General features: G+C 59.9%; 16 protein-coding genes and 1 pseudogene. 9 read left to right on the top strand and 8 right to left on the bottom strand.

The genetic code is table 11. The annotated features are described in order from the left end of the window. Positions 1-242 precede the first annotated feature (242 nt). Positions 243-1,546 (top strand): annotated as a pseudogene (locus FHX09_RS15660) (sensor domain-containing diguanylate cyclase); the annotation flags it as partial. Between the two features lie 341 nt (positions 1,547-1,887). After that, positions 1,888-2,514: a bifunctional nicotinamidase/pyrazinamidase gene (gene pncA / locus FHX09_RS15655; protein ID WP_007802250.1), complete on the top strand. Its 627-nt coding sequence runs from the start codon at positions 1,888-1,890 to the stop codon at positions 2,512-2,514. Here pncA and FHX09_RS15650 read toward each other — a convergent pair whose 3' ends face one another. Then, positions 2,515-2,763: a DUF2164 domain-containing protein gene (locus tag FHX09_RS15650; RefSeq protein ID WP_132590757.1), complete on the bottom strand. Its 249-nt coding sequence runs from the start codon at positions 2,761-2,763 to the stop codon at positions 2,515-2,517. 132 nt (positions 2,764-2,895) lie between these two features. On the opposite strand from FHX09_RS15650, the gene FHX09_RS15645 reads away from it, so the two are divergent. Both FHX09_RS15645 and FHX09_RS15640 read left to right on the top strand, forming a co-directional pair. Further along, the gene (locus FHX09_RS15645; protein ID WP_007802253.1) at positions 2,896-3,612 is read left to right on the top strand and encodes an AzlC family ABC transporter permease; all 717 of its coding nucleotides are present in this window, start codon (positions 2,896-2,898) and stop codon (positions 3,610-3,612) included. A gap of 2 nt (positions 3,613-3,614) precedes the next feature. Further along, positions 3,615-3,923 carry an AzlD domain-containing protein gene (locus FHX09_RS15640; protein ID WP_007802255.1) on the top strand — a complete coding sequence of 103 codons (309 nt, stop codon included), beginning with the start codon at positions 3,615-3,617 and terminating at the stop codon, positions 3,921-3,923. Between the two features lie 30 nt (positions 3,924-3,953). Here the strand turns inward: FHX09_RS15640 and FHX09_RS15635 are convergent, their stop codons facing one another. After that, entirely contained in the window at positions 3,954-5,789 is a 1,836-nt protein-coding gene (locus FHX09_RS15635) for an aminopeptidase P family protein (RefSeq protein WP_184450354.1), read from the bottom strand. Positions 5,790-6,068: 279 nt separating this feature from the next. Between FHX09_RS15635 and FHX09_RS15630 the strand changes: the two genes are divergently transcribed. Then, a complete protein-coding gene (locus FHX09_RS15630; protein ID WP_165933114.1) occupies positions 6,069-6,242 on the top strand; it encodes a hypothetical protein in 174 nt (57 codons plus the stop codon). Between the two features lie 159 nt (positions 6,243-6,401). Here FHX09_RS15630 and FHX09_RS15625 read toward each other — a convergent pair whose 3' ends face one another. From FHX09_RS15625 to FHX09_RS15615, 3 genes are read right to left on the bottom strand one after another with little or no spacing between them, the layout of a single operon-like run. Next, positions 6,402-7,280, bottom strand: a complete 879-nt coding sequence (locus FHX09_RS15625) for a 50S ribosomal protein L11 methyltransferase (RefSeq protein ID WP_132590751.1) — start codon at positions 7,278-7,280, stop codon at positions 6,402-6,404. A 14-nt stretch (positions 7,281-7,294) separates the two neighbouring features. Next, the gene (locus FHX09_RS15620; protein ID WP_132590749.1) at positions 7,295-8,422 is read right to left on the bottom strand and encodes an NAD(P)/FAD-dependent oxidoreductase; all 1,128 of its coding nucleotides are present in this window, start codon (positions 8,420-8,422) and stop codon (positions 7,295-7,297) included. Between the two features lie 4 nt (positions 8,423-8,426). Beyond that, positions 8,427-9,029 carry an SCO family protein gene (locus tag FHX09_RS15615; RefSeq protein ID WP_132590821.1) on the bottom strand — a complete coding sequence of 201 codons (603 nt, stop codon included), beginning with the start codon at positions 9,027-9,029 and terminating at the stop codon, positions 8,427-8,429. A 352-nt stretch (positions 9,030-9,381) separates the two neighbouring features. On the opposite strand from FHX09_RS15615, the gene FHX09_RS15610 reads away from it, so the two are divergent. From FHX09_RS15610 to FHX09_RS15600, 3 genes are all read left to right on the top strand, one after another. After that, positions 9,382-11,304: a methyl-accepting chemotaxis protein gene (locus FHX09_RS15610; protein ID WP_184450352.1), complete on the top strand. Its 1,923-nt coding sequence runs from the start codon at positions 9,382-9,384 to the stop codon at positions 11,302-11,304. 44 nt (positions 11,305-11,348) lie between these two features. Further along, positions 11,349-11,816, top strand: coding sequence for a chemotaxis protein CheW (locus FHX09_RS15605; RefSeq protein WP_007802269.1), 468 nt, complete (start codon positions 11,349-11,351; stop codon positions 11,814-11,816). Between the two features lie 229 nt (positions 11,817-12,045). Further along, positions 12,046-12,456: a GFA family protein gene (locus FHX09_RS15600; RefSeq protein WP_132590745.1), complete on the top strand. Its 411-nt coding sequence runs from the start codon at positions 12,046-12,048 to the stop codon at positions 12,454-12,456. 146 nt (positions 12,457-12,602) lie between these two features. Here FHX09_RS15600 and FHX09_RS15595 read toward each other — a convergent pair whose 3' ends face one another. The 3 genes from FHX09_RS15595 to FHX09_RS15585 all read right to left on the bottom strand — a co-directional run bounded on the left by FHX09_RS15595 (position 12,603) and on the right by FHX09_RS15585 (position 14,726). Beyond that, positions 12,603-13,472, bottom strand: coding sequence for an aldose 1-epimerase family protein (locus FHX09_RS15595; RefSeq protein ID WP_184450350.1), 870 nt, complete (start codon positions 13,470-13,472; stop codon positions 12,603-12,605). A 105-nt stretch (positions 13,473-13,577) separates the two neighbouring features. Further along, on the bottom strand, positions 13,578-14,072 hold the full coding sequence (locus FHX09_RS15590; RefSeq protein ID WP_132590741.1) for a CreA family protein: 495 nt from the start codon (positions 14,070-14,072) through the stop codon (positions 13,578-13,580). Between the two features lie 63 nt (positions 14,073-14,135). Then, complete coding sequence (locus tag FHX09_RS15585; RefSeq protein ID WP_132590739.1) at positions 14,136-14,726, bottom strand: 3'-5' exonuclease; 591 nt, start codon at positions 14,724-14,726, stop codon at positions 14,136-14,138. A 264-nt stretch (positions 14,727-14,990) separates the two neighbouring features. Between FHX09_RS15585 and FHX09_RS15580 the strand changes: the two genes are divergently transcribed. Then, the gene (locus FHX09_RS15580; RefSeq protein WP_007802279.1) at positions 14,991-15,512 is read left to right on the top strand and encodes a GNAT family N-acetyltransferase; all 522 of its coding nucleotides are present in this window, start codon (positions 14,991-14,993) and stop codon (positions 15,510-15,512) included. Positions 15,513-15,516 lie beyond the last annotated feature (4 nt).

Here is a 15,516-nt window from a genome sequence, read left to right as displayed (position 1 = left end):
CCGCCTGATACTTTGAACGCTACTCACCATTGTCACTCTTTCGCGCCTTCGAAGCCGCGACCTCTCCTGCAAAAGAAGATTGGCGGGATCGCGGGCATCAATGCCTCCCCGCATGAGAGCGGTCAGCGTTACGGCGGCACCACCAACAACGCCGCGTCAAGCGAAGGTTAACGAATCACTCCTAAAGATCGATCAAATAGTGCTGTGCCTCCAAAGGTAACGCCAAAACCGAAAGTCCCGTCATGAGCGATTGCGATATCTTCGATCTGTCACCAATCGCGATGTGGATCGAGGATTTCAGCAGGGTCAAGGCACAGTTCGATCGCTGGCGCGCCGAAGGCGTCGAAGATATTCGCGCCTATTTGAGGGACGATACCAGACGTGTCCCTGCGCGCAGCTGATCCGCGTGTTGCGCGTCAACCGCAAGACGTTGGAACTCTTCGAAGCCAACGACCTCGATCACCTCATCGCGAACCTCGGCTTGGTATTCCGCGATGAGATGCTGGAAAGCCATGTCAACGAATTGGCCGAACTCTGGGACGGCAAGACCGAATTCACCGGCAGCGCCGTCAACTACACGCTGTCCGGACGCCGGCTTGATATCCAGTTGCGCGGCTCGGTGCTGCCGGGCCATGAGCAGTCGCTCGCGCAGGTGATGCTGACGACGGAAGATGTCACGGCTCGCGAGGAAGCCCGCCGCAAGGAGCGCGAAAACCGCCGTTACGCCGAAGGCATTTTCGAGCATTCGCCGGTCTCGCTTTGGGTCGAGGATTTCAGCCAGATCAAGCTGCTGCTGGAGAATGTCCGCGATCGCGGCATCGACGACTTCCGGGTCTTCACCGATGTCCATCCCGAGTTCGTACGCCAGTGCATGAGCGAGATCCGGGTCATCGACGTCAACCAGGCGACCCTCGATCTGTTCTGCGCGCCTGACCGCCACACGCTTCTGCAACGCATCGCAGAAGTCTTCCGCGACGATATGGAGAAACACTTCCGCGAACAGCTGATCGAACTGGGGAACGGCAGACTTTTCCATCAGCGCGAAGTCATCAACTACGCGCTCGACGGCTCGGAGCGCTATGTCCTCCTGCAATTCTCCGTCCTTCCCGGCCATGAAGCAGACTGGGAACTGGTGCAGGTGGCGCTCACCGACATCACCGCGCGCAAGAAGGCGGAAGCCTATCTCGAATATCTCGGCAAGCACGACGTTCTAACCAAACTCCGCAATCGCGCCTTCTATGTGGACGAGCTGAACAGGCTCGAGCGCAAGTCACTGCGCCCGATATCGGCCGTCATCATCGATCTCAACGGCTTGAAGGAGGCAAATGACCAGCTCGGACATGATGCCGGCGATGGACTGTTGCGCCGCCTTGGCGAGGTCCTGAACGGCGCCGCCGCTCAACCCAATCATGCTGCCCGCATCGGCGGCGACGAATATGCAGTGCTGATGCCCGGCGCCGACAAGCAGGCGGTCGCGACAATGGTCGAGACCATCGGGGAACTCCTCAAGATCAACAACCAGTTCTACTCCAACGCTTCGCTCAGCTAAGAACCAGCCTCGCCAGCGTGTGTTCGCAATCGCGAACTACCTATCGCAACGCAATATTTGAATACTACCATACTAAACGAGTAAGGGCTCCGGAATCCCCTGCCTGGCCATTGCTGGCGGCGCCCTGAGGCGCCCTTGCCGACATCATCGGCATATACATCGCCTACCTGATGCCGGTTCTGTGCTATGCTTGTATCGCCTTTTACGGGCTGAAGGGCACCGACCGACCCGACCTTTTCAAGGCTCGCTTCTCCGGCCCCTGCGGCGAAGCGTCTCGACGCTTGCGCCATCCCTCGGCCCTTGGCATGGTGCAATGCAAAATCGAGGGAGTCGCACCGATGAAAGCCTTGCTTCTAGTCGATATTCAGAATGGCTTTTGCCCGGGCGGCAACCTCGCGGTCCCTGACGGCAACGAGGTGGTTCCCGTCGCAAACCGCCTGATCGAGAGCGGCAAATACGACCTGATCGTCGCCTCCCAGGATTGGCACCCGCCCGGCCACGGCAGCTTCGCCTCCTCCCACCCCGATAAGAAACCATTCGAACTCGGCACACTTTCGGGCAAGCCGCAGATGATGTGGCCGGATCATTGCGTGCAGGGCACAGCGGACGCAGAACTGCATCCGGACCTCAAGATGGGCAAAATCGACCTTATCCTGCAGAAGGGCGAGAATCGCAATATCGATAGCTACTCGGCTTTTCGCGACAATGATCAAGACGCGCTTACTGGGCTCGCCGACTTTCTCGAGGGCCAGGACGTGACCGAACTGGACGTCTGCGGTCTCGCGACCGATTACTGCGTGAAGTTCTCGGCATTGGATGCGACCGAGATGATGCCGGGCGTGCGGGTTCGCTTTGTCGAAGACGCCAGCCGCGGCATTACACCCGAAGGCGTTGCGGCCGCGATCGAGGAAATGCGTGCGCGTGGCATCGATATCGTGACCAGCCGGCAAATTCTGGAAGGCTGATCACTCCGTCGCGTTCCGCTGCAACTGATAGACGTCCTCGGAAAAGTCATCCATCCGTCTGGCAAGCGCGACCTGCGCGTCTTCGAGCCCCTTCTTGTAATAGGCGGCGCCAACCTCCTTCGCAAAGAACTCAAGAACGATCTCCGCTTTGAGAAGGCCTATCGGCTGGTCCAGCTCGCTGTCGAAATAATGCTGGATCCGCGCAAGGAGCTCGGTCTTCTCTTCCTTCGAAAGTTCGATCTGATTCATGTTGTCTCCCCGAAAGGCGATCGGCTGCGAATGCATCGTTCAGCGAAATCGATCGTTCAATCAAGGAAATTTGCTTGCGGCAGATACCGCCCTTCCTTAGACGAGGGCAAAATTCCAGAAGGATTGTCGCCGATGAGTCGCGCTGATTTTTTCGACGGTTTGCGCGGTGGCTCAGCCGTTGCGCTGGCCTCGGCCCCATTCGGGGCTTTGTTCGGAGCGCTGGCGGTCGATAACGGCATGTCGCTCGCCGAAACGACCTTCATGAGCGCCACGGTCTATGCCGGCGCAAGCCAGATGGTCGGCATCGAGCTCTTCGGCCACAACGTCCAGGCTTGGCTGATCGTCGCCTCCATCCTGGCAGTCAACTTTCGCCACGTGCTCTATTCGGCGGCACTCGCGCCCTACATCAAGCACTTCTCACCGATCCAGAAGTTCTTCACCTTCTTCCTGCTGGTCGATCCGCAGTTTGCGGAAACGGCAAAACGCGGCGAAGCAGGCAAGCCGGTCACGTTTGTCTGGTATCTCGGCTTTGGCATCATCATCTATGTACCCTGGGTTTTGGTCAGCTTGCTCGGCGGCATGCTCGGCAGTTACATCGGCGACCCGAAATCGATCGGACTGGACATCCTGCTGCCGGCCTATTTCCTCGGCATCGTCCTTGACTTCCGCCATCGCGACAATTTTCTGCCGGTCGCCGCCGTCAGCGCTGTCGCCTCCATTATCGCCTATCATTATGTCGGCTCGCCTTGGCACGTCAGCCTAGGTGCCGCGGCAGGCATCATCCTTGCCGCCCTGTTCCCGCCGCCACCGCATGAGCAGGAACTCGAATCCGATTTGCACGAGGTATGACGATGGCCTTCGATCTTCACATGGCTCTCGTGATCGTCGCAGCCGCGGTTGCGACCTACGCAACCCGCATCGGCGGCTATATCCTCATCACCACGATGAAGCGCATTCCGCCGCGCATGGAGGCTGCGCTTGCCGCCGTCCCGGCCGCGGTCTTGACGACGCTTGTTGCGCCGGCCTTCTTCATCGGCGGTTGGGATTCGAAGCTCGCCCTGCTCGTCGCACTCCTCGTCGGTCTGCGGGTCTCGCACACCTGGATGCTGATTGCCGCGTGGCTCGTCGTCATGGGCTGGCGTCACACGATCGGCATGTAACGCCACTGGCGGCCGACAAGGCCGCCTCGCTTAATATTCCAGCGGCAAGGTCGCATTTTCCAGCCACGCCTTGACGTCGTGGTCGTGAATCAGCGGCATCAGCGCTTCTCGGGTGCGCTCGTGGTAGCTGTTGAACCAATGCAGCTCGTCATGCGTCAGAAGTTCCGAACTAACCAGGCTGCGGTCGATCGGGCAGAAGGTCAGCGTCTCGAATCCGAGCATTGGCATGTCGCCACCGTCGATCGCCTCTGCCTCGTGGACATAGATCAGGTTCTCGATGCGGATGCCGAAAGCGCCGGGGCGGTAATAGCCGGGCTCGTTCGAGAGGATCATCCCCGGCAAAAGCTCCTGCGTCGAGAGCCTGGCGATGCGCTGCGGGCCTTCATGCACCGAAAGATAGGACCCGACGCCGTGACCGGTTCCATGGGCAAAATCAACCCCTGCCCGCCAGAGCGCAATGCGGGCAAGCGGATCGAGGTCGCATCCGCGCGTGCCCTTCGGAAACCGTGCGGTGCTGATCTGGATCATGCCCTTCAGCACCAGCGTGAAGAAGCGCTTGTGCTCCTCGGTGACGGAACCGATGCCGACGGTGCGGGTAATGTCGGTCGTGCCGTTGATGTACTGGGCGCCGGAATCGATCAGGAAGAGTTCCCCGGCCTCCAGCTTGCGGTTCGTTTCCGTCGTCACGCGATAGTGCATGATAGCCGCGTGCTCGCCGGCTCCGGAGATCGTGTCGAAGGAGATATCCTTCAGAGGGTTCTGCATACTCTGGCCGACACGGGCGCGTGCCGCTTCCAGCTTCTCCGCCACCTCGATTTCGGTCACGGTCCCCGGCTTGATCTGCGACAGCCAGTAGAGAAATTCGACCATCGCGGCGCCGTCCTGCAGATGCGCAACCGCAGAACCGTTGATCTCAACGTTGTTCTTGACAGCTCGCGGAAGTTTCGCGGGATCATTCCCTTCCACGACCTCGCCACCCCCCTTGCGAATGATCTCCGCCAAGGCATACGAGGTAAGGTCCGGATCCACGACGACTCGACCGCCATCTCTTGCAACAGCGGACAGTTTCTTTTCGAGTTCCGACGGCGGAAGCTGCATGCACATCTGCGCCAGATAGGCTTCGGCCTCGATACCGGTCTTGCGCTTGTCGAGGAAGAGGTCCGCCTTGCCGTCGGCATAGATGATCGCACGCGCCAGCGGGTGCGGCGTGTGCGGAACGTCGGCACCGCGAATATTGAAGATCCAGGCGACCGAGGACGGATCGGCGATCAGCGCCGCCTTGAGGTTCTTCTTTGCAAGATCGGCAGCGATCGTTGCAATCTTGTCGGTCGCGAGCACGCCCGCCTGCACGACGCTCTGGATCATCACCTGTCCCAGCGGCTCCTGCGGCCGGTCGCTCCAGAGCTTGTCGAGAGGATTGTGAGGCAGGACAACGAGCGAACCGCCAATTTCGGCCAGCGCCTTTTCAAGTCGCCGCACGTCTGCGCCGGAATCCAGCCAGGGATCGATGCCGAGGCGCAGGCCCTTGGAGCCGTTCTTCGCAAGCCAGGCATGAGGCGGTTCGTTCACAAGGTCTCCGCCTGTGAAGACGGAACTATCCACTTGCTCGGCAAGTTGCGTCACGTAGCGCCCGTCCACGAAGACAATCGCCTCCGAACGCGTTACCAGCGCAACGCCCGCAGACCCGGTGAAGCCCGTCAACCACGACAAGCGCTCCGAACAAGCCGGCACGTATTCGCCGTTGAACTCGTCGGCACGCGGCACAAGAAAGGCGTCGATATCAAGCGCATCAAAACTTGCGCGCAAAGCCGAGACGCGATCGCGGCCGAATTGTGGCGTCGAAGTGACTTCGAAAGACTGGAACATGTTCAAGAATCCGGTGTTTTGGGCGAATCCCCTAGGCGAGATTCGGCTATATTATAGGAATTTCAGACGAGTACGAGGAATTCGCGAAGTGACGTATGAGCGAAAGCCGCGCAATAATCCGGCGGAAATGAGGCACCGCCTCACAAAGTGGCATGCTTTATGCATTCCACGCATGGCTCCCATGAACGAAACCCTCTCCCTCAGCTTTTCTAAATCGCTATATAGGCGCCATCAAACGGGTTCGAGATGAACCTGAAACGAAACAAAAGGAATTTAGATATGACTGCCCCTCTGTCGCGCTTCGCTTACAGCAGCCCGGTGCAGGCTGGCGAGCGCCAGACTGTGCGTCACATCATCGGCTCGCGCCGTCCGCTGCATGAGGACACTCTCAATCTGCTGGGCGCTGGCCAAAAGGTTACGCGCCATCAGGTCGCAACCAACTACGCGTTCTGAGCAACTCGCCGCTCCCTTCTCCTCCTCCCTCACGGGACCGGCGATCAGAACCAGTAGAAGCCCGCTCGAGCGCTCCTCCTCCTTCGAGCTCGCGGGCATTGACCGGGAAACTGGTCCAAAGGCGGTGCCATTGGCACCGCCTTTTCTTTTGCCCTCGCCTCAAGGACGATCGAGATGGATCGTCACCCAGCCATTACGCCAGATCGTACGGACGTGCCGCAAATGCGCACCGTTATAGGCCGCCAGCACCTTCCAACGCTGCGCAGCCAGAATGCCGGAAAGAATGACCGAGCCCCCGGGCGCCAAGTGGGTCACGAGTTGCGGCGCCATCTTGATCAAGGGCCGCGCCAGGATGTTGGCGATAATCAGATCGAAGGGGCCATGCGCGCAAAAGGCGGTCGAGTGAAAACCTGGCGCCGTCTCTGTGGCGATACCCGACGCAATGCCGTTGCGCCGAACATTCTCGGCAGCGACCCGCGTCGCGATCGGGTCAATGTCCGTTGCGAGAACAGGAATGTTCCGCAGCTTCCTGACAGCAATCGCCAGAACGCCGCTGCCGGTTCCGAGATCAAGCGCATTCCGCACCCGGCGGGAACGCAAGACACGGTCGATCGTCTCCAGGCAGCCTGCCGTCGTGCCGTGATGACCTGTACCGAAAGCCTGGCCGGCATCGATCTCGATCGCAATATCGCCGGACCGCACCTTGTCGCGGTCGTGCGATCCGTGGACCAGAAAGCGCCCCGCCCGAACCGGCTTCAGCCCCTCAAGTGACTTCGCCACCCAATCGACCTCGGGAATCACTTCGCGCTCGACTTTGGCCTCGGGAAAGCTCACCTTCAGCGCTTCCTCGACGCGCGCGCGAACCTGTAGTTCTTCTTCGCGCATCATGTAGACCGAGGCTTCCCAAATATCCTTCTTCTCATCGATCTCAGTGGTCGCGATTGCGAAGTCTTCTTCGCCGAAAACATCGGACAGCAGATCCAGAATCTCTCCTGCCTGCACTTCGGTCGTCGTCACATAAAGGCGTATTTCACTCACAAGCGGTCTTTCTTCTATAGGGCGCCATCGATCCAGGGCGGCGACTGCGTATCATATCCGGAAACGCCGTGAAGCAATTTCTGTCGGAATGCAGGTATTCGCAAAAGTAAGGGGACGGCAACATTGCGGATCGCGATCGCCACCGGATTCTTCATGGTAATAAGCGATGTCAGTTGATGGGTCTGCTTCAGCACCGTCTTCACCGCCGGCATTCTGAGACCCGCATATTCGCGCTCCCGCCCTTCCGAGATGAGCCAGGCCAACCAGCACGCGTCCTCGATGCCAAGGTTCATCCCCCGCGCACCGGCCGGCGAATGAATATGCGCCGCGTCGCCTGCAAGAAACACGTTGCCTCTTGCCATCACAGCGACATGGCGGAAGTGAATGCGAAAATCGGAGGCCCAGACACGCTCGGCGATTGCGGCAGGATGTTGGATGCGGCTCTCGAAATCGGGAAGCGTCGAGATGTAGCGCAGCACATCGCGGGTGACAGGCAAACGCCCGATCATGCCGGGATCGAACAGGGTTATCTCGGCAAAACCGGGATCGATCGGCACAGCGTAACGAAAGTCCGCCAGATAGAAGCTGCGCTCCAGCGCCTGTCCGGGGAAACCGATACCGACAGCTTTGCGGACCGCCGAATGGGCACCGTCGGCAGCGATCACGATATCGAAATCCGCCGTTTCGACCGATCCATCGGCCTTCCGTAGCGTTACTCGCGGCTTCGAAAGATCCCCGGAGACTGTCTCTACCGCAGTTTGCCATTCCGGAGCAACCTCATAGTCGGAAAGCTTGCCCAGCAGCAGCCGCTCGGTATGCCCCTGTGCCAGCGCGTGGATTGCGCTGTAGGGGCCGGGAACCTTCGTCGTGTCGATGTCAGCAAGCAGTCTTCCCTTGGAGACGATGCGGAAATGCGCAATCTGCTGCGCCTCCTGCAGTATCGTGTCCGACACACGCGAGGGTGAAAGCAGCGCCAGCGTTCTGGCATTGATGCCCAGCGCACGGCTTTCCGTCAGCGGCACGGGCCCGGCGTCGCTATCAACGATACGCGGAAGGAACCCGCGTCGGGCAAGTTCGAGGGCAGCAGTCAGGCCAGTCGCGCCGGCCCCGGCGATCAAGATGCTGCGATGCCCTGACGCCATGCCGTCATCCCTTGCTGACGAGGTTCTCCAGTTTCTTTACAGCCGTATCGGGATTTTCGCCATAGGCGATGGTCCCGGAGAACCGCCCTGCCGAATCGAGCAGGAAGACCGAGGCCGTATGGTCCATCGTGTAGTCGCCGTTCGGATTGCTCTCATCCACGGGAACCTTCTTGGCGTAGACGCGGTAACCCTTGATGACGTCGGCAACCTTGTCGGGAGCGCCTGATATACCGACAATGCGCTTGGAGACATTGGAGACGTACTGGTTCATGACGTCAGGCGTATCGCGCTCCGGATCGACGGTGACGAAGTACGCCTGAAGCTTCTTGCCCTCCGGATCGACCTTCTCCAGCCAACCATTCATTTCGAACAGCGTTGTCGGACATACTTCCGGGCAATGGGTAAAGCCAAAGAAGAGCGCCGTCGGCTTGCCGCGGAAGGCCTGCTCCGTGATTGGCTGGCCGTTCTGGGCGACAAGCGTGAACGGCACGCCGAACGGTCCCTCGGATACAGCCTCTTTTGTCTTGGTGACATTGAGCGTCAGCCAGCCGAGAATCCCGGCCATTACCAGCACCGCAACCCAGACCGCAATGCGGACAGTCTTCATCGATCGAACCTCTGAGATCGGGACCATTCCCGTTTCCGGGTGATATCGCCTCGTTCTTCAGGGTGCAATTCAACAAGATGTTTTCCAGGCGGCGACCGATTGCCCCACCAGCACACGGAAAAGGCGCAATCAAAATCGGAAAATCCAGTATTTACAAACACATATTCGACGCAACAAAGGCAACCTACAATCTTTGAGGGTTAGCAAATACTTAAAAATACATATCTATATTTAGCAATGGATAGAACGGTCGCCGTTCTCGTGACATGATGTCTGCCTGGCATTTCAACCCCGGCTATCCGCGTGAGCGCAAGATACATGCCGCGTCTCATCGCGGGGGGATAATCGTCACATGACTGATATGAAAGTGCGCAAGAGCCTCTCCGTTGGCCAGCGGCTTGGAACGCTGGCCGGCGCTGCATTCGTCGGCTTCGGCGCGATGCTTGGAGTCGGCTGGCACCAGAATTCGAGCGCCGACGCCGCTCTGAGGCATGCCAACGAGATCCAGGCTAGCGTCGATCACATCAACGAGCTGCGCACGGCAAATCTTACTCTAATTCTCGCCGCCATGGACACCATCGTCGATCGCGGCGATCGCGCCGTGATGCCCGAACGCCTGAAACTGATGAACGAAGCGATCGGCGAGCTACAGAGCAGTTCCAAGGAAATGCACCGCCTCGGAGGGGAGCTGAACGCGGGAAGCCTGCTCTCCACGTATGATGCAGACGTGGCGACACTCGGACAGAATGTCGTCGGAGACCTGAAAGCTGCCGTCGAATCTGGGGCGCCCGACAATGAATTCGACAGGCTTGATGACGCCATCGACGGTGGCGGCGACAAGGTGGGCGCGACTCTGGATAAGTTCGCCCGCGAAGGCGGCGAATTCGCCAAGAGGAGAATCGACGAAGCCAATGTGATCTCGCAGCGAGCGATGCACATCCAGCTTGCACTTGGCATCGTCGCTATCCTGACGATGGCGATCCTGCAGTACATCCATGGCGGCTCGATTCGCCGCGGCATCGAGGGCGTACGCAAGAGCATGCAGGGGATCATGCGCGGCGATCTCGATAGCCACGTCCCCGCCACTGAGCGTGGCGACGAGATCGGCGACATGGCGCGCGCGGCGGAGAGCTTTCGCCTTGCCGCAATCGAGAAGCAGGACCTCCAGGCGCGAAGTGAAAGCGAACGCCAGCAAAGTGATGCCGAGCGTCGCAGCCGCGAAGCGGCAAAACTTGCAGATGCCGAAGCGCTCGATAAAGCAGTAAAAGCACTGGGCCAAGGCCTCACACGGCTCGCTGGCGGTGACGTAACGGTCACCATCGATCAACCGTTCAAGCCGGAACTGGAGCGCCTGCGTAGCGACTTCAACGAGACCACGGCAACGCTCCGCCAGACGATGGCCGGCATCTCCCAGAACGGAGCTTCCATCCAGGCGAACAGCCAGCAGATGCGCTCGGCCGCCGACGACCTCGCAAAGCGCACAGAACAGCAAGCGGCCTCGCTCGAGGAAACCTCCGCTGCCCTCGATCAGATCACGGCAACGGTTCGCAACGCCACCAACCGCGCCGAAGAAGTCGGCCACATGGTGGCCAATACCCGGCAGAACACGGCGAAGTCAGATGTGGTCGTCACCGACGCCATGGCGGCCATGGAGCGAATCGCGGCGGCCTCGCGCGAGATCGGAACGATCATCAACGTCATCGATGAGATTGCATTCCAGACTAATCTCCTCGCCCTCAACGCAGGCGTCGAGGCGGCGCGCGCAGGCGAAGCCGGCAAGGGCTTTGCGGTCGTCGCACAGGAAGTGCGTGAACTCGCCGGTCGCGCAGCGGGTGCCGCCAAGGATATCAAGGCTTTGATCGGGAAGTCCGGAGCCGAGGTGAAGGCCGGCGGTGAACTCGTGACGGCCGCAGGCGAAGCGCTGCGCCAGATCGGCGACGATGTTTTGCGCATCGACGAGCATGTTAAGTCAATCGTAACCTCTGCACGCGAACAATCCACTGGACTGAACGAAATCAATACGGCCATCAGCCAGATGGACCAGGTGACGCAGAAAAACGCGGCCATGGTGGAAGAGACGAACGCAGCAAGCCACGCACTCGCCACCGATGCCGACAGCCTGATCCACCTGATCCAGACGTTCAAGATCGGCGAGGGCATGAATGCCCGTTCTACGCCGCGGGAAGCCACCGCAGTCTCGCATCCAAAACCATCTCCCGCACGAAGCCTGATCGGCAAGGTGGCGGGCGCATTCAACGGCGGCGCAACCGCCTAAGCCATGGCCCCACCGGCCGGAGACAACTGGGAAGAATTCTGATCATGAACAGTACTATCATCAACCAGACCGGCTCGCATCTCGAGATCGTCTCTTTCCATCTCGGCGAGCAGGAATTCTGCATCGACATCATGGCGATCCGCGAAATTCGCGGTTGGGCACCGGTCACCCCGATGCCGCACACGCCGCCTTACGTGCTTGGCCTCATCAACCTGCGCGGCGCGGTGATCCCGGTCATCGACATGGCCTGCCGCCTCGGCATGAAGATGACGGAGCCGTCCGAGCGCTCCGCCATCATCGTCACCGACATAGCCGGCAAGCTCGTCGGCCTGCTGGTCGAGCAGGTCTCCGACATGATGACCATCAAGAGCGAAGACCTGCAGCCGGCGCCGGAGATCATTCCGGAAGCACAGCGCGCCTTTTGCCGCGGCATCGTTGCGCTGGAAAAGACCATGGTCTGCTTCCTGAACCTCGACACCGTCATCGCCGACGAGCTGGCACAGGCCGCGTGATCAGACTAGCCGGGTTTCGCTGCTAGGCCTGGCCCCTGACAACATTTCCGAACCGCTTGCGACCGAACGTTGCAAGCGGTTTTTCTATGCCGCCATTCTTAGGGCCGCATTGCAGGCTATCTCGTTGGCGAACGCCACCTCCGTCATGCGGTCGTTAGACATAACCTTGTAAATGAAGGGCGAAGGCCGGCGTTTCAATGTCGTTGGAAAAGGCAATGGGATACGCAGGATGAGCAAAGCACAGACCCGCCACACCGGAGGATGCGGCTGCGGCGCGATCCGCTATAGAATCGACGAGGCGCCCCTATCCAGCGGTATCTGCCATTGCCAGACATGCCGGAAGGTTGCTTCGGCTCCCACGCTGCCGTTCGTCACCTTTCCCGTGCGAACACTGGTGTACGAACAAGGAGCCCCGCGGGCTTTCGCCTCCTCGAAGGGCGTCGTGCGGACATTCTGCGGCTCATGTGGTTCCCCGATCGGCTACCAGAACGATGCGGACCCCGGTTTGATCGACATCATGACCGTCAGCCTCGACGAGCCGGATGAGTATCACCCGACCTTTCACGTCTGGACATCCGAAAAGGTGTCCTGGGATGTCATCTGCGACAACCTGCCGGCCCATCCCAAAAGCCGTCCCTAACTCGACGGGCCGCGCTGCTGTTGCGGCTTGCCGTTCTTCCACATGACGTTCCGGCCGTAGAGCGGGATCGTCGAGATCGCCATCTTGGCCGAGCCGTCGGCCTCGAAACGATCGCGGTCTGATCGCAGACTGATGCCAGGATCGAACTACTCGACGATCTCGACCGTAAACGCAAAGCGGCCGATCTCGCCGGGAGGCAATGTCAGGCTGTACGGTCGCTTTGCAAGCTCCCTCGAGCCGTTCTTTTGAGCAGCCATCCCATGCCAGGGTTCGATGCAGATGAACGGCGCACCCGGTTTCTGCCAGAGCGCCAGATTGGGCAGATTCTCAAAACTGAAATGCATCGTCGGTCCGCCCTGGACGCCGTAGCGCAGCCCCGTCCCCGCATCCTCCGGAAAGATCATCGCATCCTGCTCGAACATGCCGTGGTCCAGCACAAGCCGTCCTGCCTTGAATGGGGATGCCAGCTTTGCGGGCGAAATCAGCCCATTCTCCAACCGCACCAAACCGGGTTCGCCCTGATTGTCGAGCGTTATAACGTGATCCTGCCCGGCCGCGCCTGGCAATGGCCAGAGGAAGGCGGGATGAAAGCCGAGCCCAAAAGGCATCGGCCGCCGGTCGCGATTGGTCACCTCGGCGGCGACGGTCAGCGCCCGCCGCTCAAGCGTATGCTCCACCGCCAACAGGAAGTCGAACGGAAAGACCGCCATCGTCGTGGGCGATGACGCAAGCTCATACCGGCACGTCGTCGCGTTGGCGGACGCAAGGGCAAATTCCGTCCGGCGCGCGAAGCCGTGCTGGCCCATCGGAAAGCTCTGGCCGTCGATTGCCAGCATGTCATCGGGCGCCTTGCCGACGATCGGGAAGAGCACAGGCGAACGCCCGCCCCAGAAAGCCGCATCACCATTCCACAGCCACGACCTGCCGTCGCTCGTCAGCAAGTCCTGCATCTCGGCGCCGAAAGAGGAGACATCGACTGTCAGGTACTGGTTTGCGATCCGCGTGAAGCTTGGCATCGAGCATCCTTTCGATTTGATCCGCAATCGGACCCTATCCGCGTCAACCAACGATTTCCATGACGACGCACGTTTGGCCACCTCGCCCCGTCAGCGAGCGCGCAGCTATTGCGGCTTTCCGTTCTTCCAGATGACGCTCTGGCCATAGAGCGGGATAGTCGAGATCGCCATCTTGGCCGAGCCGTCGGTCAGTTCGCGAGAATGTGCGAGATAGATCAGCGTGTCGTTCTCCTTGTCGTAGATCCGGTTGACGACCAGTTTCTTCCAGATCAGCGACATGCCTGTCTTGAACACCTCGTCGCCGCCCTTCGACAGGTCAATGTCGCCGATCTCAATCGGACCCGTCTGACGGCAGGCAATGGAGTTGTTCGAAGGATCCTCGAACCAGTTGCCGTTCTTCACGCGGTCGATAACGCTGCGGTCGAAATAGGTGACGTGACAGGTCACGCCTTTCACCTGCGGGTCGGTAACCGCGTCGATGATGATGTCGTTGCCGATCCAGTCGACCCCGACCTTGCCGACTTGGTCGGCGGATGCCGTGCCGGCGCAGAGGCCTACAAGCGAGGCGGCGGCAAGCGCGATACAGCTCTTTCTGGACATGACGGCTCCCTGATTGCATCCGCATCTAAGGTAAGCGCGACGGATGCCTTTACAAGGAAGCCCTCACGCCTTCCTGCACGTGCAGGCCTCGTACCCCTCCGACGTCAGCCTTCCCGGTTTCATGCCGATCAGAGCAGGAATGGCGTTCACCGCTGTCGCCCCGACGGCCTTTGCCATCTCAATCGCCGCATGCGCACAGACCGCAGCGTCTTCGGCAGCGTTGTGATGCGCAAAGCGCAGCCCAAGGTGCTCGGCAATCATGTTCAGCCGATGTGACAGGAAATGCGGCCAGATTCGCTGTGCCATCTTCAGGCTGCAGAGATAGGTGAGTTCCGGATAAGATTGCCGATACAGGTCGAGACTTGTGCGCCAAACGCTGAAATCGAAAGCCGCATTGTGCGCGATCATGGTCGCGCCTCGGAAATCGTCGTGAAACTCGTCCATCACCTTCGGAAACTCCGGCGCGTCCTCGACGTGCTCCGGCCGAATGCCATGAATGGCGATGTTCATGCCGGAAAACCGCATTTCCTTCGGGCGGATCAGCCGTTCCTCGACGCGGGTGACCTTGCCATCCTCGATCCATGCCAGACCGACCGAACAGGCGCTGCCGCGTTGTTCGTTGGCAGTTTCGAAATCAATGGCGATGGTCTTCAAGGGGTTTCCGATTCGATTGTATCGATATGGCATAGCCTTCCGGCCCTGTCGGCGCAAACCCAAGCTGTTGACATCCGCAACCGGATTGCGAAACATGGCGGGCATGAACGGATCGATGACCATGACGCTTACGCTGACGACCACCACCCTTGCAGGGTTGGCGGGAGCGACGGTGCGTTAGATCAAGCCCCGTCATCCCCGAAACCCTGCCGAGGCGAGCAGGGTTCTGGAACCGGCTCTCCTCACAACAACCAGGAGAGTTGCATGCAGAATAATCCAAGCAGTAGAAAAGCACCTGTCGGACTGTTGATCCGAGCCATCCGTCCGTCCGACACCGAAGCCTTGGCAGCGCTGGTCAATCTGCCGGGCTTTCGGGCCGGGACCTTGCGTCCGCCCTACCAGAGTATCGAAGAAACCCGCCGCCATGTCGAAAACAGCAATCCGGACGCGATGCGTCTGGTCGCAACCATCGACGGGCAAATCGTCGGCGACATCGGCATGACCCGCTTCCGCGGCCGTCGCAATCACGTCGCCGGCATCGGCATGGGCGTTCATGACGACTTTACCGGCCGAGGCATCGGCAGCGCGCTGCTCGCAGCCGTCATCGACGCCGCGGATAATTGGTTGAACATCATGCGTCTGGAATTGACCGTCTACACCGACAACGAAGCCGCTCTTGCGCTCTACAGAAAGTTCGGCTTCGAAGAGGAAGGCGTACTTCGTGCCTACGCCTTCCGGGCCGGCAGTTACGTCGATGCCTATGCGATGGCGAGGGTCAAGCGGTAGAAGA

It is taken from the genome of Rhizobium sp. BK538 (assembly GCF_014197575.1).
GTDB lineage: Bacteria > Pseudomonadota > Alphaproteobacteria > Rhizobiales > Rhizobiaceae > Rhizobium.
This window is presented reverse-complemented; position numbering and strand designations above follow the sequence as displayed.

What these genes read in the sequence shown, in the direction of transcription:
- pncA (WP_007802250.1), top strand. Translation starts at nt 1,888, where the DNA reads ATGAAAGCCTTGCTTCTAGTCGATATTCAGAATGGCTTTTGCCCGGGC.
- FHX09_RS15650 (WP_132590757.1), bottom strand. Translation starts at nt 2,763, where the DNA reads ATGAATCAGATCGAACTTTCGAAGGAAGAGAAGACCGAGCTCCTTGCG.
- FHX09_RS15645 (WP_007802253.1), top strand. Translation starts at nt 2,896, where the DNA reads ATGAGTCGCGCTGATTTTTTCGACGGTTTGCGCGGTGGCTCAGCCGTT.
- FHX09_RS15640 (WP_007802255.1), top strand. Translation starts at nt 3,615, where the DNA reads ATGGCCTTCGATCTTCACATGGCTCTCGTGATCGTCGCAGCCGCGGTT.
- FHX09_RS15635 (WP_184450354.1), bottom strand. Translation starts at nt 5,789, where the DNA reads ATGTTCCAGTCTTTCGAAGTCACTTCGACGCCACAATTCGGCCGCGAT.
- FHX09_RS15630 (WP_165933114.1), top strand. Translation starts at nt 6,069, where the DNA reads ATGACTGCCCCTCTGTCGCGCTTCGCTTACAGCAGCCCGGTGCAGGCT.
- FHX09_RS15620 (WP_132590749.1), bottom strand. Translation starts at nt 8,422, where the DNA reads ATGGCGTCAGGGCATCGCAGCATCTTGATCGCCGGGGCCGGCGCGACT.
- FHX09_RS15615 (WP_132590821.1), bottom strand. Translation starts at nt 9,029, where the DNA reads ATGAAGACTGTCCGCATTGCGGTCTGGGTTGCGGTGCTGGTAATGGCC.
- FHX09_RS15610 (WP_184450352.1), top strand. Translation starts at nt 9,382, where the DNA reads ATGACTGATATGAAAGTGCGCAAGAGCCTCTCCGTTGGCCAGCGGCTT.
- FHX09_RS15605 (WP_007802269.1), top strand. Translation starts at nt 11,349, where the DNA reads ATGAACAGTACTATCATCAACCAGACCGGCTCGCATCTCGAGATCGTC.
- FHX09_RS15600 (WP_132590745.1), top strand. Translation starts at nt 12,046, where the DNA reads ATGAGCAAAGCACAGACCCGCCACACCGGAGGATGCGGCTGCGGCGCG.
- FHX09_RS15595 (WP_184450350.1), bottom strand. Translation starts at nt 13,472, where the DNA reads ATGCCAAGCTTCACGCGGATCGCAAACCAGTACCTGACAGTCGATGTC.
- FHX09_RS15590 (WP_132590741.1), bottom strand. Translation starts at nt 14,072, where the DNA reads ATGTCCAGAAAGAGCTGTATCGCGCTTGCCGCCGCCTCGCTTGTAGGC.
- FHX09_RS15580 (WP_007802279.1), top strand. Translation starts at nt 14,991, where the DNA reads ATGCAGAATAATCCAAGCAGTAGAAAAGCACCTGTCGGACTGTTGATC.